At 46.7% G+C, this 21,380-nt stretch carries 20 protein-coding genes; 10 read left to right on the top strand and 10 right to left on the bottom strand.

All coding sequences use genetic code 11. The features are described 5' to 3' along the window. The first annotated feature begins 7 nt into the window (after positions 1–7). Positions 8–1,348: a mannose-1-phosphate guanylyltransferase/mannose-6-phosphate isomerase gene (locus LRY47_RS13745; protein WP_295226398.1), complete on the top strand. Its 1,341-nt coding sequence runs from the start codon at positions 8–10 to the stop codon at positions 1,346–1,348. Here LRY47_RS13745 and LRY47_RS13740 read toward each other — a convergent pair. Next, positions 1,345–2,397: an NAD-dependent epimerase gene (locus LRY47_RS13740; protein ID WP_295226396.1), complete on the bottom strand. Its 1,053-nt coding sequence runs from the start codon at positions 2,395–2,397 to the stop codon at positions 1,345–1,347. The genes LRY47_RS13745 and LRY47_RS13740 overlap by 4 nt on opposite strands. A gap of 66 nt (positions 2,398–2,463) precedes the next feature. Between LRY47_RS13740 and LRY47_RS13735 the strand changes: the two genes are divergently transcribed. Then, positions 2,464–2,832: a VanZ family protein gene (locus LRY47_RS13735; protein ID WP_295226394.1), complete on the top strand. Its 369-nt coding sequence runs from the start codon at positions 2,464–2,466 to the stop codon at positions 2,830–2,832. Positions 2,833–2,848: 16 nt separating this feature from the next. Here the strand turns inward: LRY47_RS13735 and LRY47_RS13730 are convergent, their stop codons facing one another. Together LRY47_RS13730 and smpB are read right to left on the bottom strand one after the other, a co-directional pair. After that, positions 2,849–3,973 carry an ATP-binding protein gene (locus LRY47_RS13730; RefSeq protein ID WP_295226392.1) on the bottom strand — a complete coding sequence of 375 codons (1,125 nt, stop codon included), beginning with the start codon at positions 3,971–3,973 and terminating at the stop codon, positions 2,849–2,851. Between the two features lie 82 nt (positions 3,974–4,055). Continuing rightward, the gene (smpB, locus tag LRY47_RS13725; protein WP_295226390.1) at positions 4,056–4,496 is read right to left on the bottom strand and encodes an SsrA-binding protein SmpB; all 441 of its coding nucleotides are present in this window, start codon (positions 4,494–4,496) and stop codon (positions 4,056–4,058) included. Between the two features lie 114 nt (positions 4,497–4,610). Here smpB and LRY47_RS13720 point away from each other — a divergent pair, with 114 nt between their 5' ends. After that, positions 4,611–5,027, top strand: a complete 417-nt coding sequence (locus LRY47_RS13720; protein WP_295226388.1) for a hemerythrin domain-containing protein — start codon at positions 4,611–4,613, stop codon at positions 5,025–5,027. A gap of 40 nt (positions 5,028–5,067) precedes the next feature. On the opposite strand, the gene LRY47_RS13715 is transcribed toward LRY47_RS13720, so the two are convergent. From LRY47_RS13715 to LRY47_RS13705, 3 genes are all read right to left on the bottom strand, one after another. Next, positions 5,068–5,316: a zinc ribbon domain-containing protein gene (locus tag LRY47_RS13715; RefSeq protein WP_295226386.1), complete on the bottom strand. Its 249-nt coding sequence runs from the start codon at positions 5,314–5,316 to the stop codon at positions 5,068–5,070. 65 nt (positions 5,317–5,381) lie between these two features. Beyond that, complete coding sequence (locus LRY47_RS13710; RefSeq protein ID WP_295226384.1) at positions 5,382–6,614, bottom strand: AAA family ATPase; 1,233 nt, start codon at positions 6,612–6,614, stop codon at positions 5,382–5,384. 65 nt (positions 6,615–6,679) lie between these two features. Beyond that, positions 6,680–7,627 carry a putative sulfate exporter family transporter gene (locus tag LRY47_RS13705; RefSeq protein WP_295226382.1) on the bottom strand — a complete coding sequence of 316 codons (948 nt, stop codon included), beginning with the start codon at positions 7,625–7,627 and terminating at the stop codon, positions 6,680–6,682. A gap of 388 nt (positions 7,628–8,015) precedes the next feature. Between LRY47_RS13705 and LRY47_RS13700 the strand changes: the two genes are divergently transcribed. From LRY47_RS13700 to LRY47_RS13685, 4 genes are all read left to right on the top strand, one after another. Beyond that, positions 8,016–9,041 (top strand): ATP-binding protein, encoded by a 1,026-nt coding sequence (locus LRY47_RS13700; RefSeq protein WP_295226381.1) that lies wholly within the window; start codon positions 8,016–8,018, stop codon positions 9,039–9,041. Between the two features lies 1 nt (position 9,042). Continuing rightward, the gene (locus LRY47_RS13695) at positions 9,043–10,248 is read left to right on the top strand and encodes a response regulator (RefSeq protein WP_295226379.1); all 1,206 of its coding nucleotides are present in this window, start codon (positions 9,043–9,045) and stop codon (positions 10,246–10,248) included. Between the two features lie 10 nt (positions 10,249–10,258). Beyond that, complete coding sequence (locus tag LRY47_RS13690) at positions 10,259–10,825, top strand: response regulator (protein WP_295226377.1); 567 nt, start codon at positions 10,259–10,261, stop codon at positions 10,823–10,825. 72 nt (positions 10,826–10,897) lie between these two features. Next, positions 10,898–11,674, top strand: a complete 777-nt coding sequence (locus tag LRY47_RS13685; protein ID WP_295226375.1) for an RMD1 family protein — start codon at positions 10,898–10,900, stop codon at positions 11,672–11,674. On the opposite strand, the gene LRY47_RS13680 is transcribed toward LRY47_RS13685, so the two are convergent. From LRY47_RS13680 to LRY47_RS13665, 4 genes are read right to left on the bottom strand one after another with little or no spacing between them, the layout of a single operon-like run. Next, a complete protein-coding gene (locus LRY47_RS13680; protein ID WP_295226373.1) occupies positions 11,671–13,221 on the bottom strand; it encodes a DHA2 family efflux MFS transporter permease subunit in 1,551 nt (516 codons plus the stop codon). The genes LRY47_RS13685 and LRY47_RS13680 overlap by 4 nt on opposite strands. Before the next feature lies 1 nt (position 13,222). Continuing rightward, positions 13,223–14,290, bottom strand: coding sequence for an HlyD family secretion protein (locus LRY47_RS13675; protein WP_295226371.1), 1,068 nt, complete (start codon positions 14,288–14,290; stop codon positions 13,223–13,225). Beyond that, entirely contained in the window at positions 14,291–15,760 is a 1,470-nt protein-coding gene (locus LRY47_RS13670) for a TolC family protein (protein WP_295226369.1), read from the bottom strand. It abuts the gene before it with no gap. Continuing rightward, positions 15,757–16,341 (bottom strand): TetR/AcrR family transcriptional regulator, encoded by a 585-nt coding sequence (locus tag LRY47_RS13665; RefSeq protein WP_295226367.1) that lies wholly within the window; start codon positions 16,339–16,341, stop codon positions 15,757–15,759. The genes LRY47_RS13670 and LRY47_RS13665 overlap by 4 nt, the downstream gene beginning before the upstream one ends. Positions 16,342–16,603: 262 nt before the next feature. On the opposite strand from LRY47_RS13665, the gene LRY47_RS13660 reads away from it, so the two are divergent. Genes LRY47_RS13660 through LRY47_RS13650 form a run of 3 tightly spaced genes read left to right on the top strand, consistent with a single transcriptional unit; the run spans position 16,604 to position 21,379 of the window. Further along, on the top strand, positions 16,604–17,044 hold the full coding sequence (locus tag LRY47_RS13660) for a MarR family transcriptional regulator (protein WP_295226366.1): 441 nt from the start codon (positions 16,604–16,606) through the stop codon (positions 17,042–17,044). A 21-nt stretch (positions 17,045–17,065) separates the two neighbouring features. After that, positions 17,066–18,229: an efflux RND transporter periplasmic adaptor subunit gene (locus tag LRY47_RS13655; protein ID WP_295226364.1), complete on the top strand. Its 1,164-nt coding sequence runs from the start codon at positions 17,066–17,068 to the stop codon at positions 18,227–18,229. A gap of 21 nt (positions 18,230–18,250) precedes the next feature. After that, positions 18,251–21,379, top strand: coding sequence for an efflux RND transporter permease subunit (locus tag LRY47_RS13650; protein WP_295226362.1), 3,129 nt, complete (start codon positions 18,251–18,253; stop codon positions 21,377–21,379). The last annotated feature ends 1 nt before the right edge of the window (position 21,380 follow it).

Here is a 21,380-nt window from a genome sequence, read left to right as displayed (position 1 = left end):
TAAGTTCATGATAAACCTTGTTATATGCGGGGGCTCCGGAACAAGGCTCTGGCCTTTAAGCCGTAACCTGATGCCTAAACAGTTTGCTAAACTTATTAATAACAAATCGCTTTTCCAACTTGTTCTTGAGCGCAACAACGCTTTTTGCGACGATTTTTACGTTATATCAAACATCGACCACTTTTTTCTGGCGCACGATCAGATGGACGCTTCAGAGCTGAATAAACGTGCCATAAAAGACACCAGATACATGCTTGAACCTGTGGGCAGAAACACCGCCCCCGCCATAGCATTGGCGTGTCTGACCCTGAAAGAGGACGATATGGTGCTGGTTTCACCCAGTGACCACCTTATCAAAAACCATGCAGAGTACGAAAAAGCGGTCGCCCGTGCTTCCAAACTTGCGGAGCAGGGGAATATAGTCGTTTTCGGAGTTAAACCGGATTTTGCCGAAACGGGTTACGGATATATCGAGGTTGACGGTGAGAACGTTGTCAGTTTCACGGAAAAACCGGACGCTGACACAGCTCAGTCGTATCTGAACAGCGGTAATTATTATTGGAACAGCGGAATGTTCTGTTTCAGGGCGGGAAAATTTCTTGAGGAGCTTCAAAAGTATGCGCCGGAGATATATGACGGCTGTAAAACAGCCCTTGAGAACGCTTCAAATTCCCAGTATATCCGTATTGCCGTTGAAGATATGCTGAAAATACCCGAAGACAGCATAGACTATTCCGTCATAGAGAAATGCGACTGTCTTAAAGTGGTTGTAAGTGACCTCGGCTGGAGCGACGTCGGAAGCTTTGATTCTCTCTCCGCCGAGCTTGAGAACGATAAAGATAATAATCTTATCATATCAAATAAATATGTCGCCACCATCGACGTAAGGGATACCATAGTAGTGGATACTGACGATGCTCTTTTGATATGCAAAAAGGGTTCCAGCCAGAAAGTGAAGGATATCGTACAAAGGATTAAAAAAGAAAAACCTGAACTTGCAAATATTCATATGACCGCCTACCGCCCGTGGGGAACTTATACCGTTCTTGAGAATACCTACGGCTACAAGATAAAGCGCATAGAGGTTAAACCCGGCAAGAAACTCAGTCTGCAAAGGCATATGCACCGAAGTGAACACTGGATAGTGGTCAGCGGAACCGCAACCGTCACTGTGGGCGACAGAACAACTATGGTTCGTCCGAACGAATCGACTTATATCAAAATGGGCGAGATGCACAGACTTGCCAATGAGGGCAAGATACCGCTGGTTGTCATTGAGGCGCAGGTTGGGGAATATACAGGCGAGGACGATATCATCCGCGCTGAGGATGATTACGACAGAGATTAAAGTCCGTAGTATCCCTTATACCACAATGCAAAACGCTCAATGCCGTCGCTGAGCGGTGTTTTCGGGCTGTATCCGTGATCGCGGATAAGGTCGTCAACATCCGCATAGGTCTTATGAACGTCGCCTGGCTGCATGGGCATCATGTTCTTCTGTGCGGTCATTCCAAGTGCTTTTTCCAGCATCTCTATCATGTCCATAAGTTTGACAGGATTGTTGTTGCCGATGTTATACACCTTATAGGGTACGTCGGATGAATCCGGTGACGGGTTATTGCTGTCCCATTCGGGATTCGGCTTCTGATCGGAACAGATCACTTTGCAAACACCTTCCACTATATCGTCGATATAGGTGAAATCCCTCTCCATATCCCCGAAATTATAGATATCTATCGGTTTTCCGGTGCGCATGAGTTCAGCGAACTTATACATCGCCATGTCCGGTCTGCCCCATGGACCGTATACCGTGAAGAAGCGAAGCCCTGTTGCCGGCAGGTTGTAAAGGTGGCTGTAGGTGTGTGCCATAAGCTCGTTCGCCTTTTTTGTGGCGGCATAGAGGCTCACTGGGTGGTCTGCGCCGTGATGGGTTGAAAACGGCTGTGCGGTGTTCTTTCCGTAAACGGAGGAGCTGGAAGCGTAAATAAGGTGCTTTACGCCGAAGTGGCGGCATCCTTCAAGGATGTTGATAAAGCCGACTATATTTGAATCTATATAAGCGTAAGGGTTTTCAATGCTGTAGCGAACACCTGCCTGTGCGGCAAGGTTGCAGACCTTGTCGAACTTCTGATCCTGCATGAGTTTGTGCAGGTTTTCCCTGTCCTCAAGGTTCATCCGAACGAAGGAATAGCCTTTGAGAGTTTCAGATTTTACAGGTTTGCCGTACTCAATGTTCTCTTCCGGTATGCCGTCCTGAGCCAGCCTGTCATATTTCAGGCTCACCTGATAATAATCGTTTATGCTGTCAATCCCGACGACCTCGTGACCTGAGGCGATGAGCTTTTTGACAGTGTAAAATCCGATGAATCCGGCGGTTCCTGTGAGCAGAATCTTCATTTCAACCCTCTCTTTGTTCGTGTACTCATATTATTGGATTATCCGCTTTTTGTATAGCCGTTTATCATGTATAATACAAAAATGAGAAATGCAAAGATATTGTTTTACGGGCTTCTGACAGTGATAACGTGGCTTGCTGTCACTCCTCTGCACGTTCCGCAGGTGGATCCGGACTGGGGTGACAAGGTCAATCACGCAGCGGCGTTTGGTATGCTGTTTTTTGTCGGTTGCTATGCATATCGCAAAGCCTTGTATTTGTGGGGCAGGCTTATCGCATACGGCATATTTATTGAGATATTGCAGAGCTTTCTGCCGTTCCGCACTGCATCTGCGGAAGATGTAGCCGCAGATATCGCGGGGATAGCACTGGGACATTTCGCCCTGTTTATTCTGAACCTGAGCCGCTTTAACATCTTGATTAAACCCAAGTCTTAATGTGGGGTGATCCTGTTCAGGTCAGAAATTCATAATAGTTATCTTTTGAAACCGCCGTGAAGGTGCTTTCCGGATACGCGTTTGAAAATGTCAGGGGAGGTCTGGCTTTTTTCTTTCCGTATTTAAATTCATACGCATTAAGTTTTCCCTCTGTTTCTTCAATATAATCAATTTCCTGCTGTTGTGTGGTTCGCCAGAAGAAGCTTGAACATGATATCCCTAGGTTACTGTTTCTTTTCGCCCTTTCGCTTACAAGATAGTTTTCCCACAAAGCGCCTATGTCAGTTCTGGATTCAGGAGTGCTGAAATTTCCTATTACGGCGTTTCTGATACCATTATCATAAAAATAAATTTTTCTGCTTTTTTTTATTTCGTTTCTGACATTTCTGCTGAATGCGGTGAGCTGGAACACAACGTATGCTTTTTCCAGCAGATTGACGTATTTTTCAGCGGTAGCCGGGCTGGTTCCTGTGTTTTGCGCCAGTTCGCTGAATGAAACCTCATTGCCTATCTGAAGTGCCAGTGATTTCACAATTTTTTCCAGAAGATACGGTTTTGAGATATTTTCAAGTGCAAGCAGATCTTTATAGAGGTAGCTGTCTGCAAGCATTTTGAGATTTTCTTCTGCGTCACCGGAATTTATCACTATTTCCGGATAACTGCCGAAAATCAACCTATGATCCGTCATTCTTGTTTCTTCCAGCAGTCCGTGGTTATCAGCGAGTTCTGAAAAAGACAATGGAAACAGATTAAACTCGTATTTCCTGCCTGTAAGCGGCTCTTTTATATTGTTCATTAATTCAAAGGCACTGGAACCGGTTGCAATCACCTGTATATCTTTGAAATTATCTGTGATTATTTTGATTATGAGTCCTATATCTTTTATGCGCTGAGCTTCGTCGATAAAAATGATTTTTTTGTTGCCTATAATCGCTTTGAGTTTTGCCGATGAATAAGACGACAGGATTTCGCGCACATCCATCTCATCTCCGTTCAGAGAAAGAATGTCACCCGACGGTTTGTTTTTCAGGATTTCATTTACCAGAGTGGTCTTTCCGCTTTGGCGGGGTCCGTAAATAATTACAGCCTTTCCTTTTCCAAGCCTGCTGTTTATTTTTGCTTCAATATTTCTTCTAATCATAAGATGATTATAGATAGTATTCTAAGAAAAAACAATAATAATTATAAAGTCTATTTTAAAAATATTATGATTATTTTAAAGTCTACTTGAGTTTAATATCTCTGCCCATTTCGCGTTGCAGGTCGCGTTCTCGGATGGTGTTTCTCTTGTCGTGCGTCTTTTTGCCTTTAGCGAGAGCTATTTCAACCTTTACCAGACGTTTTTTCTGATAGACGGAAATCGGCACCAGCGTAAGTCCGGCTTCCTTAATCCTGCCGATGAGCCTGTCTATATCCCTGCGTTTCATCAGCAGTTTTCTGCTTCTTGTGGGATTATGGTTGAACCTGTTTGCCTGTTCATATTCGGCAACGTGGGAGTTCACAAGCCATATTTCATTTGACAGTATTTTAACAAAGGACTCCTTAATGCTGATCTTCCCTGCCTTGACAGATTTAACCTCTGTTCCAGCCAGAACTATACCGGTCTCGAAGGTCTCCAGTATCTCATAGTCAAAAAGGCTTTTTATTTTTGCAAAAGTTGACATTTAAATTTCCTTAACAGTTTTATGCCGAATACGATTTATATTAGAAATTACATTTTTTGTCTTGAAATGCAACCCGTTTGATGTAAAATGTCCATTATTTTCACGAGGCTCAAATTGGCAGTATTCGGAGAAGAATTCAGTACAAACATTTCATTCATGGACAACGGCACAAAAAAGTTCATATTTGAACTCAATAAGCTGTCCGATGCAATGAAGAACGGAGAGGGCAGACAGTATGTCATCTTCGCTCTTGATTTTTTAAACGAGTATTCTGAAAAGCACCTTATCTCAGAAGAAAAGGTGATGATCAAGTATCGTTTCCACGACATCGAGGGACACGCGGTTCAGCACGATGAATTCCGTTCGGAACTTATCAGGATATCCGATGAATATGCAGGGAAGGGAGCTGATCACGCTTTTCCTCTTCTGGTGCAGAGGTTTATGGCAAGCTGGCTTAACCACCATATCTCCCGTTCCGACAAAGTTCTTGGCGATTACCTTCATTCAGCCGCAAAAAAAGCCAGGTCATAAAAGACCCGGCTCATTCAGTTTTTTTATTTTCTGAAACGGCTTATGACTTAGCCGCGGGACATCCGCAGCATCCGCCGCCTGCCGCAGCGCAGGAGGGAGCGGTCGCCTGTTTTCCGTATCCCTGTGCAGCCCATCCGCCGCCTTTAAGGTGGAAAGCTGAGGATGATATTATTCTCTTCGCTTCGCCTTTACATTCGGGACATTCGACGGGTTCATCAGCTTTGCTGAAGCTTACCAGTTTTTCAGTGACTTTGCCGCATTTTGGACACGAATATTCATATATAGGCATATTGCACCTTCTGTTTTATATTTTTTGAAATAATATAATTCTGCGTGAAATTTTCAAGAAAAAAATCAATTTTCAACTTCAACGTTTCGCCCGTAGACCCATCCTGTAAGTTCCTTTCCGTCCACTGTAACTCTGATATTCATCCATCTGTCTCTGTCCAGAAGTATCAGTATATGGGTATCAAGGGGCAGTTTGGCAAGAACGGCGGACGTGATGTCCGGCTGTTCGCGCATATTCAGTACATTTGCTTTAGTAATACCTTTTTTCGGAGCAACGGTTTTCGGTTCTTCAAGGATGTTGCTGACGACAGGCGCCGTTTTCGGCTCTGCCTTTTTCTCCTGAACGGGCGGAGCGGTCGGGGCAGGGGTTTCCGCCTGATGTTTTCCGTAAAGACTGCTGTAGTAAAAGATTGCTCCCGCCACAAAAACAGCGGCAAGAATGGCGAATCCGGCGTAGAGGAAGAATTTTGATTTCATATTTATTTTTTCCTTTTCAAGCCTGAGGCTGGCGGCGGCGGATGAGAGATGTTTTGCCGTCAGCACTTTGTTCTGGTCAACGTATGCTGCCATCAGTGTGCGTTCCATGGCAAGGTTCACCAGTCTGGGGTTTCCGCCTGTGTACGCATAAAGTTTTTTATAAAATGCCCTGTCCGGATACTGTCCGTGGAAGCCGCCCTTTGAAAGCCTGAAAGCGACGTATTTAGACATATCCTCAAGGCTCATGTAATCAAGGTTTATGTATAGAGTTATCCTCTGGCGGAGCTGTCTGAGCTGGTTAGAGTTCAGTTTTGTTTCCAGCTCCGGCTGACCCGCTATGACAAAGCGTATCAGCTTTTCCTTCTCAGTTTCAAGATTGGATAGGATACGCAGTTCCTCAAGGGTTCTTTCGGGGAGGTTCTGCGCTTCGTCTATTATCAGCAGAGGCTGCTTGCCCTGCCTCTTTTTTTCTGTGAGAAAATCGCGGAAACCGGAGAACAGCGTATTCTTTGTCTGGTTTTCGCCTATGGGGAATCCGAAATCTTCAAGCACTGCACGAAACATCTCTTCCGGTTCCAGAGAAGGGAACATAACGTATGCGTATTCCACTGTATCTGGCAGTTCATTCATAAACTTGCGCATGGTTATGGTCTTTCCCGTACCCGGTTCACCTGTCAGCACCAGAAAGCCTTCGTCGGAATCCACGAAATACTTAAGCGACTGGAGCGCCTCCATGTGGTTCGGACTGGCGAAGAAATACTCTACATCGGGCGTTATCCTGAAAGGATGTTCCTTAAACTCAAAAAACTCAGTATAGCTCATCAGACCTTCCGCATGGTTTCAATATCATCAAATTACCTGATATGCCCGCCTTAAACAAGTACAAATTACATCGGCAGATTAAGGTGAATCAGCCCGCTTTTGATTGCCCAGAGGGAGACGCATGAGACTATCACCCATAAAGTTACAGCCATCAGAAGGGCGCCGGTTCCTATCTTTTTAAGCTCTGTTACGGTGAGACCCGAACCGACGAGGAACAGTGTTGCCACCATAATTTTTTTGCCTGTGAGAGCCATTCCGTCCCAGAAAGTATCAAGTGCCGGAACGTATGAGCGTATAAGTGCTGCAAGAAGAAATCCCAGAAGAAAATATGGAAATTTTGCTTTGCTCTCAGATCTGTTGAGCTTTGCTCCTGCGAATGAGAGCGGGAGTATCCAGAGTGCGCGTGTGAGCTTCACGGTTGTAGCCACAGCAAGCGCCTGTGTACCGTATATTGCAGCCGCGCCCACAACTGAGCTTGTGTCGTGTATGGCGAGTGCGCTCCATATGCCGAAATCCGTCTGGCTCATGCCAAGAGAAGTTCCTATGTGCGGGAAAATGATAAGCCCAAGTCCGTTAAGCAGAAAAACAACTGCCATGGCAATGGCTGTCTGTGCATGGCTCGCACCGATGGCGGGGGACATTGCCGCTATGGCGCTTCCTCCGCAGATGGCGGTTCCGCTGGACAGAAGGATGCCGAGGTTGCGGTCAACCCTGAAAAAAGACGCGAGCATAAAGCCCACTGCCATCGTAAGGCTTATGCTGACAAGTGTCAGACCGATTGACGCCAGACCCACGCGGAGAACCACCGCAAGCTGTAAACCGAAGCCGAGAAGGATAACAGAGAGCTGTAAAAGTTTTTTGGAATAACCGCCGGTAACCTTCTGGATAGGGTTTCCCCAGATAAGGCTGATTGCTGCGCCTATGCAGAGGGCAACGGCGGGTGATTTTTCAAAGACAGTCAGCAGAACAGCTATGACTATCCAGAACATGGGTTTTTCAAGAACCTTATTCATATAGCACCCCGTATAACAAAAACAGATACCTATCATATGCCTCTTTAATGCATATGGCAAGAATGCGGTACTTAAAAAAATACACTTGACATTAATTTCAATAATTGATAATGATAACCATTATCAATTTAATCCGGTATGGAGGATAATATGGATTCCGATGTTTTAATATTTATATCACTGGTTTTGTCGGCTGTAATTTATATTACGTATTATCTTTTTGTTAGAAAATGCTCGTGTGCCGGAGACAAGGACGATCCGCAGGACAGAGAGAGCATAGAACATGTCTGCTGCGGCAGATGTCACGAACATTCAGAATCTCAGAAAACCTTTTACTGATATCATTTAATTCATTAAATATGTTATAATTGTCAGACAGGAGTATGATATGTCTGACATAGCACAATTCATAGGTATGCTGGAGTCCGGACCGGAATCATCGTATGAATTCGCGTCCTATGCTGAGTCACTCATAGAAAAGTATGCCTCACCTGAAACTTTGTTCGCGGCAAAGGCGGTAGCTGAAACTTATACCGAACTCAGGCGGTCAAAAGAGCGCTCGGCTTATCTGGAAGAGCTTCTGAAAGACGCCGAAAGCCGGAGCTGTGAGAACGTATATGCCGCCCGTTCAGTAATGATTCGTCAGGAGAAGCTTGCCGCCCTTGGTCAGCTTGCATCGGGAATCGCACATGAACTCAATAACCCCATCGGTTTTGTAGCCGGAAATTTTGAAGCACTCAAAAACTACAGCATTTCCGTCTGGAGCTATATAAAAATTCTGGAGAGCGCTGTCGGAAAAGAGACAACGGCGGAGCTCCGTGCAAAATATAAAATAGACAATATACTTCAGGACACAAAAGACATTTTCACTGAATCCGCTGACGGTTTTAAGCGTGTATCAGGCATCGTGAATAATCTGCTGGCGTTTGCCCGTATAGACGGCGGAAGTTTTAAAACGGGCAGTCTGAACAGCAGTGTGCAGACCACTGCCGCAATAGTGTCCGGTCAGGCAAAATTTGTTGCTGCCGTTGAGCTGATACTTGGGAACGTTCCCGATTTTGAGTTCAATGCCGGCGAGATCAATCAGGTTCTTTTAAACTTAATACTCAACTCTGTTCAGGCGATAAAAGGTCAGAAAAGAGAGACTGCGGGACGTGTAACAGTCAGAACGTGGACGGAAGACGGAATGGCTGTCTGTTCTGTTGAGGACGACGGTCCCGGTATTTCGGCTGATAATATGCACAAGGTCTTCGACCCGTTCTTTACAACCAAACCCGTGGGGGAAGGTACGGGACTGGGGCTTAATATCTCTTACGACATTGTTGCTCACAGACATAAAGGCGCTTTCGATGTTGAGAGCGAGCCGGGCAGGACGCTTTTTACATTCCGTCTGCCGCTCAGCAGAGAGGTTTGATATGGAGAAACAGGGAACCATTCTGATAGTTGACGACGAACAGAATATCCTTAATTCAATGCGAAGACTGTTCATGAACCACGATATAGAGGTATTGACAGCAAACAGCTCACAGCAGGCTGTGGAGCTTCTTGCATCAAATAAGGTGGATTTTTTCCTATGCGATTACAGAATGCCGGATATCAACGGCATACAGCTTCTTGAGTCGGTCAAGGATACATACCCTGATATGTTCCGTGCAGTGATAAGCGGATATGCGGAACCTGACGCTATGACCTATGCCATCGGCAAAGGAACCGCAATGGCATATTTTAAAAAACCCTGGACTGATTATGACCTTGTGGGAAAAGTGATGCATGTACTGACCACCATGCGGCAGATAAAAGATAAAGAAATCATCCGTATTTTCAGCAGTATAAATAAACTGCCGAGCATACCGAGAATATATTACGAGCTTGACGATGCCGTGAACAGCGGTGAATCAATTGATCATATAGCTTCCATTTTTAAAAGGGATGCCTCGCTTACGGCTAAGATTCTTCAGATAGGCAATTCTGTTTTTTACAGCGGAAAGGGCAGTGCTACCCTTGAGCAGGCTATACTTATGATAGGACTTAATACCGTTAAGGAAATTGTCCTGATGTATAAGCTGTCCGAAGGACTTGGCGCCGGACCTCGCATCGAAAAGGAACTGGCAAGGATATTCAGTCACGGACTCGTTCTTAACAAGGCAGTGGAGCACTATCTTGTTCACAGCGGTCAGAAATACAACAGACAGATTTCCAATACGCTGGGTGTCATTTCATGTATAGGGAAGATAATCCTTCTAAGTTACCACCCCGACAGATATTACGGCACGACTGCATTCTCGGAAGGATGCGGATTATCCTTTGAAGAGGCGGAAACCGAAATGGGGCATATCACCGACAGCAGTGCAGCCATAACATGCAGTTTTCTCGACCTGTACAACATACCGTTCGAGATACTTGAGATAATCCTTTATGTGGGCAGACCTGAGAAGGTGTCGGAGGAGAATCGTGTTATTGCCGCGGCATATTCCGCAATGGTAAAGATTGCCGCCGCACTTGAGAACGGAGAGAGTGTGGACGATATGTTCATAGATAAATGCATATACGGTATTCTGAACAAAGAAAAGCTGAACAACACCACATACATAATGTCCGAGGTGTGGAATATCGGGAAATGACGGAGGTAAAATGTTCAAACTGTCATATGTCGAGCTTGTCACAGGAATAAAGGCGGCGAAGCTGAAAGAGCTTATCGGTCAGGGTATTCTTACGGCAGAGGACAGAGACGGGGTAACATATATTTCCCCTGCCAGCATAGAGAGCTACCTCACTGCGGAGGGCAGGTTTGTACCTGATGTTTTCAGAACCAACAGCATAAGGGTGCTTATCGTTGATGACGAGCAGAATATGCTGAACTCTCTCAAGAGGCTGTTTCAGCGCTTTCCGCGGATGACTGTCAATATTGCTTCAAATGCTTTTGAAATGGGTCATAGCCTTAAGGCGATAGTTCCCGACATTATAATTCTTGATTACAGCATGCCGGGAATTAACGGGCTTGAGGTACTCAATAATCTGAACGAAGAAGGGTGTCTGGACAAAATTCATGTGATTGTTTATACGGCACGGCTTCCGGAGGAGCTTGAGCCTGCTCTGACAGAGTTCAAAAATGTTCAGGTGCTTGCAAAGAGTGCGGATTTCAAGGAACTTCTGCTCACGCTTGAAAAGATGCTCAATAAAACACGCGAGCCGATCTGACAAAGATTTAATAATTTTTTTCTTTTAAAAGCAGTATATTGTTTCTGAGAAACGATATACAAGGAAGCGCATATGAGCCTTACAATGATAGCTACATCCCTGTGCGAAAAGATAAAGACCAAAGGAATAGAGCTGGGCGAACGCACCAGCCATCTCCCCCTTTCCTTCCGGCTTGGTGACAACCAGTGGGTTGTTGTGTTCCGCTTCGGCGTTGTCGCCACGGCGGGGCTTAACGAACGTGAGCGGGAGGATGTTTTCAGCGAACTCAAACCATTCATGGAAAACCCCCATGCTGTCCAGAAGAGCGAAGACATCTCCATTGAACTTGGTGGAGGTGTGGACGAGGTGGGCAGTGAACAGGCGCGTATACAGGCGCTTACGCGCGAACACGTTCTTGTTATGGCGGACATTCTGGCAAAGAGCGTTATGCTGGAGCGCTATGAATCTGTAATGTCAGAGGTTTTCAGCGAAACGGAGCCGATAGCTGAAAAACTTATGACCGGATTTCACCGCAAGGTCAGCTCTTCGGCGCTTAAAAGAACCATAGGCGCAACTCTCATGGCACAGCAAAACATGATAGGTCGTGTTGAGGTGCATGAAAAGCCTGAGGTGCTCTGGGAGCATCCTGAACTTGAAAAATTCTATGCCCGTCTTGAGGATGAATACGAGATAAAAGAGCGCAACGACGCACTTGAAAAGAAGCTGAGGCTTATAAACACCACCGCCGAAACGCAGCTGGGGCTGCTGCATAACAGCCATTCACTGCGTGTCGAGTGGTATATCGTTATTCTTATAGTTTTTGAGATACTGCTTACTCTTTACGAAATGTTCCTGAAACCCGTACACTAATCAACGTGTACCTGACCTGATGCAGTAGGTTTCTTTTCATCTTTCAAAAGAAGAACCAGAGGCAGACTGACAAGGAACAGTAGCGCCACCAGCAGGAAGACGTGGTTGAACGCCATCATGGCTCCCTGTTTTGTCACCAGCCCGTTCACAGCCTGTATGCTCATCATGGACGCTCTGTCCGGGTCGTACCCCGAAGAGAAGTACATTCCGCCAAGCCCCGAAAGAAGATTCTGGGTTGCATCGCTGACAGCGGTTATCTTTTCAACGAGGAAACTGTGGTAAACTGTTTCGTAACGTGTCAGAAACGTAGCTGAAAGCGCGATCCCAACGGAACCGAATACCTGCCTGACAACGTTGTAAAGTCCCGATGCGTCGGTCATTTTGGACTTTTCCACTGTGGATAGAGTGACAGTTGACAGCGCGACGAATATCGCCCCGAAACCGAATCCCTGCCAGACCTGCGGAAAGAAGATGTCCCAATAGCCAATGTCAAGAGACAGGGTAGAAAGTTCCCAGAAACTGAAAGCGTTCACGGCAAGCCCCGCCGCGATAAGTGTACGTGCGCCGAGAATGGTGTACAATCGTCCGACAACCGGCATAAAGAATGCCATGGCAAGACTTCGGGGCATCATGGCAAGTCCCGAATCGAACGCCGGATATCCCAGAAGCTGCTGGAGAAACAGAGGCAGAAGGAACAGCGACGCAAAAAGGCTTATCCCGAGAACCCCTCCGAGAAACGTTCCCGTGCAGAATGTCCTGTCTTTCAGAAGCCTTATGTTCACCGCGGGTTTCTCTGCTGTGAGTTCGCGCCATATGAAAAGAGAAAGTCCAACCACTGCGGATACCGCAAGTATCCTGATATAGTCGGAAGCGAACCAGTCCTTAGTCTGACCCTCTTCAAGCATAAGCTGGAGCGAGCCGAGACCCACCACCATGAACAGAAGCCCAGCCATGTCCCACCTCTCTTTTTTACGTTCGAGGTAGGGAGGATCCTGTACATATTTCATTGTGAGCAGGATGCTCAGAATCCCTATGGGAAGGTTGATGAAAAATATCCATGGCCATGAAAAGTGGTCTGTGAGCCAGCCGCCCAGTGTGGGACCGAACGCCGGACCCATAACGACGCCAAGACCGAAGATGCCCATGGCAAGTCCCTGCTGTTCCGGCGGATAGTTTTCACGCAGGATCGCCTGCGAAACCGGAATGAGCGCGCCGCCGCCGATACCCTGTAATACTCTGAAAAATATCATTGAGTTAAGATCCCATGCGATACCGCACAGCATGGATGTTATTGTGAACAGAACCACGCTTGCCAGATAGAAGTTTTTTCTTCCGTATCTGGCACTGAGAAGTCCGATGATGGGCATAATAATAACGTTTGCAAGGATATACGATGTGGATACCCACGCAATCTCTTCAACGGAGGCGCCCATATTGCCCCGCATGTACGGCAGAGCAACGTTCACGATGCTGGTGTCCAGTGCGCTGATGATGGCTCCCGACATAACTGTCAGGGTTATCATCAGTTTATTGCTTGATTGTGACATATTATTTTATCTTTACACTGGGTTCCACGGACAGACCCGGGACAAGAAGACCCGGGTCGCCGTCTATGAGTATTTTTACCGGAACGCGCTGAACAACTTTAACAAAGTTGCCTGTGGCGTTCTCCGCCGGAAGCAGGCTGAATGCCGAACCTGTGCCTGGCTGGATGCTGTCCACATGCCCGTTTATCTTCATATCGGGGAATGCGTCCGCTTTTATTTCGACAGGCTGACCCACGCGGATGTGGTTGAGCTGTGTCTCTTTGAAGTTCGCCTCTATCCAGAGCTTTTCCGATCCCACAAGGGATATTACTGTTTGTCCCGGCTGTACAAATCTGCCGATTTTGACATTGTTCTGTCCGATGCGTCCGCTTCTGGGTGCGCGTATTACTGTGCGTTCAAGGTCAAGCTCAGCGGCTTTGACCGCCTGCTGTGCCGATGCCGCTTTATATTCCGCCGCCTTTCTGTTCGCCTCTATGGCGGAGAGGCTGGCGGATGCCATTTTTACGGAAGCTTCAGCCGCCGCTGCCTGTGATGTTGTTTCGTCCGATTTTGCCTTCACACTGTCGTAGAAGCTCTTTGAAACAAGATTTTCGGACACGAGACGGGCGTAGCGCTGCTGTTCTCTGTCGGCAAAGTTTTTCTCCGTCTGCGCTTTTGCAAGGAGCGACTGTGCCTGTTTGACGCTCTGCTCTGTCTGTGCCGCCGATGCGTTGATGGCGGCTATCTGCGCTTCTGCCGCAGAAAGTTCCTCGCGGCTTTTGGCGAGAGCTATTTCATAGTCCGCTTTTTCTATCTCAAACAGAATGTCGCCGGCTTTCACCTGCATATTGTCTTCTATATATACCTTTGAAATGCGCCCTTTCACCTGCGGCGAGACGGGAACCATGTCGCCTTTTACAAAGGCGTTGTCGGTGGTCTCGTGGTGCATTGCATAAACGATTTTCGGCGTATAATGTATCAGAAGAAGTGCCGCGACGACTGTTATTACGGCATAAAGTACCAGCTTCTTCTTCTTCACAGGTTTCATAACCTGTTTTTCAAGCTTTTTAGAGTATTCTTCGGCGTTCATCTATTCCCCCGTTTTGAAACCGAAACGGTCAAGGTTTGTTCCGGCTGATCTGTAAAGTTCCGCTTCGCCTTTTCTGTAGTCATAAACTGCGTTTACGGCGCGTATTCTGGCATCTGTAAGGTCTTCCTGAAATTTAAGCACGCGGAAAGTGTCCGACAGACCTTCGCTCAGCTTTTTCATCTCCTGCGAAAGGGTCACGTCCGCCAGCCGGACGAAATCCTGAGCTATGGCATAGCGGTCCTGTCCGCTCTTCATGGCTGTGGCAGCCGTGCGTATCTGTGATTTTGTGTCCTGCTCCAGCTTTTTCAGTGTGTACACGGCGCGCATCTTTTCTGCGGATGCCGATGCCGTGCGCGCTTTTGCACCTCTCGCACCAAGAGGATAGGAAACGCTCAGTCCCAGCTTCCATTCAAATCCGTCTCCGCTTGTCATATCAGAAAGAGAATCCTGATAATAGCCATCGAAATGATTGGATGTGGTCTGATTGCCGGAAAAACCTATCACTCCCAGTGTCGCCATTGCGTCAAGTTCAGGAAGCTCCTGATTTTTCAGATATTTTATGGTTATGTCCCGTTTTTCAAGCTCCGTGCGCTGTTTCTCTATGTCGGGATTTGTGCTGAGAGCGGTCTTATAAAACTCGCTCTCGTCAGGAGTTATGAAAACAGGATTCAGTTTTTCCGCTGACATGCCGTCTATATCGGCATTGATAAGGTTTTCGAGTGCGATGACCGCCGACCGGACTGACGCCTGAGCATTCACCGTCTGCTCTCGTCTTCCTGCAAGAGCCGTTTCCGCCTCCTGCACCTCTGTGATGGGGATTATGCCTGCGTTGAACCGTTTTCTGTCTGAATCCAGAAGGTCTTTTGCCAGCTGTTCGGATGTCTTTGAAAGGGCGAGAACGTCCTGCGCACGAACCAGGGCGTAATATGCGGTCTCTATCTCCGCCGCAGTTGCCGTCATTTTTGCATAAAGGTCATATTCCGCCTGTTTGAAAGACAGTTCGGCGTTCTTAACTCCTGTTGCGTTTATGTCCTTTCCGTAGTTTTTAAGAATAGGCTGGATTATGTTCATCAGAAATACTGTTCTGTACTGGGGATCCAGCTCTTCATAAGGGTCGTTTGTTCCAAGTTTTGAGGTTTCAAGTGCAAATCTGCCAGTCATACCGTTTCTGTGGAGTTTCTCCAGTTCGGCTGTGGCGGCAAGGGTACGCTCTTTCAGATAGTCCATGTTATAGGGTGAATAGGAGGTAGGCTGGTTTGAACCGCCTGCTGATACGGAACCGCCCGCCACAGGGTCGAATTTTGCGTCTTCCGCCGTAACGTTTTCACGTCCTGAGTCGGCTGCACTTTTTTGTATCATGACGGAATAGCTGTTCTGAAGCCCAGTTGCTATGGCATCCCGCAGGGTCAGCGTTCCGGCGAAACACATTGCCGGAAGTATGAAGAGCATCAATAAAATAAAAAGTCTCATTCTTTACCTCTGTTTCTGAGTGCGGACATGCAGAAATCGCATGTTGTCTTCTCCGCATCGTCAAACTCTGTCATGTGAAGGTGTGTCAGTCTGGCAGTACCCAACAGCATCGCCTTTATGAGTTTTGCATCGTTAACGGGGTCTGCATCAGGCTTTATGGAGCCGTCGGCTATACCTCTTTCGATCGCTTCTTTCACAATGGTTATGCTTATGTCGGTGTTTCTGCGCATTGTGTTCCTGCGGTTGTCGTCAAAGACTATCTGGGCGGGCATGTCCCTATGGCAAACGGTGAATTCCGCGCGGTAGTCTCTTGAGAACGCGAAGTGCATACGAAGTACCTTTTCCACTGCGGAAAGCCCGTTTTCCGATGATGCGGATACCTGCTTCATGGTTTCGAGATATTCGTTAATGAGGTTAACGTATATCTCTTTCAGTATCCCCTCTTTGGTGGCGAAATGGTAAAAGATGGTTCCGGTGGCGGTTTCTGCCGCCTCGGCTATCTCCTGTGTGCTGGTTTCGATGAAACCCTTTTCAGCAAAAAGCCTTGCGGCTTCGCGCAGTATCTTCTGTTTTTTGGTCAAAACTCACCTCACTGACTGAGTAGTCAGTCAGTATATTCACAAAAGAAATTTGCGCAATAAAAAATTTGAATGGAAACGTTTTTTTCAAATGCTGCGATGCTGAAATGTGTGCTTTATCTGTGGATATCATATGAAAGATATGTTGATGTAAATATCTGTTGAACTTGGTAAATAAAATATGATCTTTGGAATATAATTCAGTGAGGAATATAATTTGACAGCAGAAACAGAAAATCAGGAACAGAGAACTTTGGGAGAGTTGATGGATCAGCTGCACGGACTTGCCACATCTTACATCTTTCCCTATTTAAGCAAAAATATCCGCTACTCTAATTATTCGTTCAATCAGTACAATACTTTGTTTTACCTTCTCAAGTGCGGACCGCAGACAATATCTATGATAGCGGATCAGTCTTCTATTTCACACAATGCCGCGAGCAAACTGGTGGACAGTCTTGTAAAGAACAGAATGGTGCGCAGGGTAACGGATAAAAAAGATCATCGTAAAAAATGGGTATTTATCACGACAAGAGGCGAAAAAGTACTTGAGGGTTTAAGAGATCTGACAATCAGTGTGTATGACAGGCTGCTTTCCGGTCTGTCTGATGAACTGAGGGCAGAATTTATAGAAGTTCTGGTTAAGGTCAACTGTTACCTTCCGCAGGATAGACCGGATATTGATCTGACTTTAAATAAAAAATAATCCATGAACAAAGGTGAAATAATGTGTGATATCAAAGCAATATTCAAGAGAAGAGCGGCGCAATGTGTTATTGCGTCATTATTTATTCTTTCAGGCTGTTCACAGCCGCCGACGGCAAATAACCCTGAACAGGTTCAGGAAGTGTCCGTTACGTCGTTGGTAAAACATAATATCAAGATAGAACAGTCTCTTAACGGCCGCACTGTGGCTTATACGGTCTCCGACGTCCGTCCGCAGGTCGGGGGAATTATACAGAAACGTATGTTTCAGGAGGGACAGCAGGTTAAAGAGGGTCAGGTTCTCTACCTGCTGGATTCTAAAAAATATCGGGCAGCGTATGACAGCGCCGAGGGCGATCTTGCCAAGGCGGATGCCGCTGTTGAATCTGCGCGTCAGAAGGCTGAAAGGTATCAGAGTCTGGTCGGTATAGAGGCTGTCAGCAAACAGGATGCTGCGGATGCTGTATCTGAATATAAACAGGCAGCCGCTGCGGTTATTTCTGCAAAGGCCGCCTTGGAAACTGCTGCCATAAATCTGGGATATACCCGAATAACAGCGCCTATCTCCGGAAGGATCAGCACTTCTGCATATACCCCTGGTGCTCTTGTAACGGCGGATCAGGAGGATGCTCTGACCACCATTCAGCAGCTTGATCCTATTTATGTTGACGTGACAGAAACAAGCGCAAGACTGCTCGCGTTGAGAAAACGGATAAAAGCAGGTGATCTGTCTGAGGTTCAGGGTACTATTCCGGTTAAAATAATCCTTGAAGACGGTTCGGAATATCAGCACAAAGGGGAGCTTAATTTTGTAGGTGCGACTGTGGACACGGGGACGGGAAGCGTCAAATTGCGCGTAAAGGTTCCTAATCCTGAAAACCTTCTTTTACCTGGTACCTATGTGCAGGCTGTTTTGCCTATGGCTGTAAACACACAGGCAATTCTTGTTCCTGTTTCATCTGTGACCAGAGACAGTAAGGGTGAACCACAGGTTAAAATAGTTGGCAATGATAATAAGGTTGTTTTGCAAAACATCAGAACAGACAGCAATTACGGTAACTTCTGGGTCGTATCCGGAGGTCTTAAAGCTGGCGACAAACTTATAGTCAGCGGTGCCAGCAGTGTTTCTTCAGGTCAGACAGTTAAAATAACACAAAGCAGCGAGCAGACCGCTGTTACCAAATAGATGATTTAAGGGGATACAGACATGGCAGATTTTTTCATTGAGCGCCCGATACTATCGTGGGTTCTGGCAATTGTCATAACTCTTGCCGGAGCTTTTTCAATATACACTCTTCCCATTGAGCAATACCCTGATATTGCGCCCCCAAGTGTTTCCATAAACTCAACCTATACAGGTGCATCGGCAAATACTGTCGAGAAATCCGTTACTCAGGTGATAGAGCAGAGCATGACGGGACTGGATAATCTTTTGTATATGTCGTCTTCCAGTTCATCGTCCGGCAGTTCCAGCATAACGCTGACGTTCAAAGCTGGAACCGATCCCGATACCGCGCAGGTGCAGGTACAGAATAAATTACAGGAAGCTGAATCATCCCTTCCGCAATCGGTTCAGAATGACGGTGTAACCGTAACGAAATCTTCAGGCAACATATTCATGGTTCTGGCATTTACGTCGGACAACGGCAGTATGAACAGTACTGATATAGCGGATTATATGGTTACCACCCTGAAAGATCAGATAAGCCGTCTTGACGGTGTGGGAAACATAAGGGTCATGGGGTCGGAATATTCCATGCGGATCTGGATGGATCCGGAAAAAATGCGAACCTATTCTCTGATGCCTTCCGACATAGTCAGTGCCGTGGAAGCGCAGAATACGGACGTTGCCGCCGGTTCTCTCGGCTCTCTTCCCGCTGTTGACAAACAGGAACTTACGGCAACAATCAGTGCGAGAAGCAAACTTACCACAGTTGATGAATTTAAAAATATAGTTCTTAAAACTCAGACTGACGGTTCCGATATACGTCTTTCCGACGTGGCAAAGGTGGAGCTTGGCAGTGAAGATTATACGATGATAAGTAAATTTAACGGTCAGGATGCTTCCGGAATGGGTATAGAACTGTCATCCGGGGCAAATGCGTTAAGCGTTTCAAAGATAGTGGATGCAAAACTTAAAGAGCTGAAACCCTTCTTTCCGGCAGGTTTGAATTACCATGTGGCATATGATACAACCCCGTTTGTTCAGATATCCATTGAGGAAGTGGTTCAGACCCTTATAGAAGCGATAATCCTTGTTGTTGCAATCATGTATCTGTTTCTGCAGAACTGGAGGGCAACGCTTATTCCCGCGGTTGCAGTGCCTGTCGTTCTTATGGGAACCTTCGGAATCCTCTCCGCTCTGGGATATTCCATCAACACGCTGACAATGTTCGCCATGGTTCTTGCCATAGGGCTTTTGGTTGACGATGCCATTGTCGTGGTTGAAAACGTGGAACGTATCATGAGCGAGGAGGGGCTTTCACCGAAAGAGGCGACAAAGAAATCCATGGGGCAGATAAAAGGGGCGTTGATAGGGATCGTCCTTGTTCTGACAGCCGTTTTCCTTCCCATGGCATTTTTCGGCGGATCAACCGGAGTTATATACCGTCAGTTCTCCGTGACCATTGCTTCTTCAATGATGCTTTCGGTTCTGGTTGCAATGACCCTTACCCCTGCATTGTGTGCAACCATGCTGAAACCCATAAAAAAAGGCGGACACAGCGGTGCGCGTGGTCCTTTGGGCAGGTTTTTCGGCTGGTTTAATATAAAATTTGATAAATCATCACGGCTTTACCAGATGGTAGTCGATAAGACACTGCACAGAAAGAAGTTTGCACTTTTAATTTACAGCATACTCATTGCTGTTATGGTCACTTTGTTTATGCACCTGCCGACGTCATTCCTTCCGGAAGAGGATCAGGGGATGTTGATGGTGCAGGTGAAACTTCCATCCGGTTCAACCCAGCAGCAGACGCAGAAAGTGCTGGATCAGATATCCGAATATGCTTCCGTTCAGCCGGAGATAGCATCCGTTATGTCAGTTAGCGGATTCAGTATGGGAGGGGGTGGGCAGAACTCAGGTATGGGATTTATAAAGCTTAAAGACTGGGACGAGAGAGAAGCCAGTGCCGGAGAGATCGCCGGACGGTTGAACGGCACAGTGCACGGCATGTTCAAAGATGCGCAGATATTCGCTATATCGCCTTCCGGTATACCCGGTCTGGGGCAGTCTTCAGGCTTTACATTTGAATTGCAGGATCTTGCGGGTTCCGGACACGACGCTCTTGTTGATGCAAAAGACAAAGTAATCGCCATGGCTGGTAAAAATGATAATCTGTCGTCGGTACGTTACGACAATCTGGAAGACGCGCCGACATTTGACGTTAAGATAAACGATTCCAAAGCAGGCGCTCTAGGATTGAGCCAGAGCGACATTAACGACGTTCTTTCCACTGCTGTGGGAAGTACATATATTAATGACTTCATAAATAAGGACAACATAAAGAAAGTTTATGTACAGGGCGAGGCGGACGCGCGTATGATGCCTGCGGACATTGACAAATGGTCTGTCAAAAACAGCGACGGCGATATGGTTCCTTTCTCCTCGTTCTCATCAACCTCATGGAAATACGAGCCGGCATCATTGACAAGATTCAACGGTTTTGCGTCAATGGAGATCAGCGGACAGGCGGCGGACGGAGTAAGCTCCGGTACTGCTATGGATGAAATGGCAAAGATGATCAAAGACCTTCCGAACGGCTTCGGCTATTCATGGTCGGGCCTGTCTTATCAGGAATTGCAGTCCGGCAATCAGGCTCCTTATCTGTATGCTATATCGCTGCTTTTCATCTTCCTGTGTCTTGCGGGTCTTTATGAAAGCTGGTCGATACCTTTTTCCGTGATGCTGGCAGTGCCGATAGGTATTGTGGGTACGCTTCTGTTTACGACTTTGCGCGGACTGAACAACGACGTTTATTTCCAGGTCGGTCTGCTGGCAACAATCGGTCTGGCGGCGAAAAACGGTATCCTTATCGTCGAGTTTGCAAAAGAGCTGGAAGAGAAGGGGATGCCTCTTCTTAAAGCCACCGTTCAGGCGGCGCATATGAGGCTTCGCCCGATACTTATGACTTCTTTTGCGTTCATGCTTGGGGTTTTTCCTCTGGTGATAAGCTCCGGCGCAGGCTCCGGCGGTCGTCATTCTCTGGGAACGGGCGTTCTGGGCGGAACCATAGCTTCAACGGCGTTCGGTATATTTTTCGTGCCTGTGTTTTATGTGATAGTGCGAACAATCTTTAAACGCGGCATACACGAACAACAATCGGAGAAGATATAAT

The sequence above is a fragment of the Seleniivibrio sp. genome, from assembly GCF_021209385.1.
GTDB lineage: Bacteria > Chrysiogenota > Deferribacteres > Deferribacterales > Geovibrionaceae > Seleniivibrio.
Note: the sequence above shows the minus strand (reverse complement) of the source record. Positions and strands in the feature narration are given on the sequence as shown.

What these genes read in the sequence shown, in the direction of transcription:
- LRY47_RS13745 (WP_295226398.1), top strand. Translation starts at nt 8, where the DNA reads ATGATAAACCTTGTTATATGCGGGGGCTCCGGAACAAGGCTCTGGCCT.
- LRY47_RS13740 (WP_295226396.1), bottom strand. Translation starts at nt 2,397, where the DNA reads ATGAAGATTCTGCTCACAGGAACCGCCGGATTCATCGGATTTTACACT.
- LRY47_RS13735 (WP_295226394.1), top strand. Translation starts at nt 2,464, where the DNA reads ATGTATAATACAAAAATGAGAAATGCAAAGATATTGTTTTACGGGCTT.
- LRY47_RS13730 (WP_295226392.1), bottom strand. Translation starts at nt 3,973, where the DNA reads ATGATTAGAAGAAATATTGAAGCAAAAATAAACAGCAGGCTTGGAAAA.
- smpB (WP_295226390.1), bottom strand. Translation starts at nt 4,496, where the DNA reads ATGTCAACTTTTGCAAAAATAAAAAGCCTTTTTGACTATGAGATACTG.
- LRY47_RS13715 (WP_295226386.1), bottom strand. Translation starts at nt 5,316, where the DNA reads ATGCCTATATATGAATATTCGTGTCCAAAATGCGGCAAAGTCACTGAA.
- LRY47_RS13710 (WP_295226384.1), bottom strand. Translation starts at nt 6,614, where the DNA reads ATGAGCTATACTGAGTTTTTTGAGTTTAAGGAACATCCTTTCAGGATA.
- LRY47_RS13705 (WP_295226382.1), bottom strand. Translation starts at nt 7,627, where the DNA reads ATGAATAAGGTTCTTGAAAAACCCATGTTCTGGATAGTCATAGCTGTT.
- LRY47_RS13700 (WP_295226381.1), top strand. Translation starts at nt 8,016, where the DNA reads ATGTCTGACATAGCACAATTCATAGGTATGCTGGAGTCCGGACCGGAA.
- LRY47_RS13695 (WP_295226379.1), top strand. Translation starts at nt 9,043, where the DNA reads ATGGAGAAACAGGGAACCATTCTGATAGTTGACGACGAACAGAATATC.
- LRY47_RS13690 (WP_295226377.1), top strand. Translation starts at nt 10,259, where the DNA reads ATGTTCAAACTGTCATATGTCGAGCTTGTCACAGGAATAAAGGCGGCG.
- LRY47_RS13685 (WP_295226375.1), top strand. Translation starts at nt 10,898, where the DNA reads ATGAGCCTTACAATGATAGCTACATCCCTGTGCGAAAAGATAAAGACC.
- LRY47_RS13680 (WP_295226373.1), bottom strand. Translation starts at nt 13,221, where the DNA reads ATGTCACAATCAAGCAATAAACTGATGATAACCCTGACAGTTATGTCG.
- LRY47_RS13675 (WP_295226371.1), bottom strand. Translation starts at nt 14,290, where the DNA reads ATGAACGCCGAAGAATACTCTAAAAAGCTTGAAAAACAGGTTATGAAA.
- LRY47_RS13670 (WP_295226369.1), bottom strand. Translation starts at nt 15,760, where the DNA reads ATGAGACTTTTTATTTTATTGATGCTCTTCATACTTCCGGCAATGTGT.
- LRY47_RS13660 (WP_295226366.1), top strand. Translation starts at nt 16,604, where the DNA reads ATGGATCAGCTGCACGGACTTGCCACATCTTACATCTTTCCCTATTTA.
- LRY47_RS13655 (WP_295226364.1), top strand. Translation starts at nt 17,066, where the DNA reads ATGTGTGATATCAAAGCAATATTCAAGAGAAGAGCGGCGCAATGTGTT.
- LRY47_RS13650 (WP_295226362.1), top strand. Translation starts at nt 18,251, where the DNA reads ATGGCAGATTTTTTCATTGAGCGCCCGATACTATCGTGGGTTCTGGCA.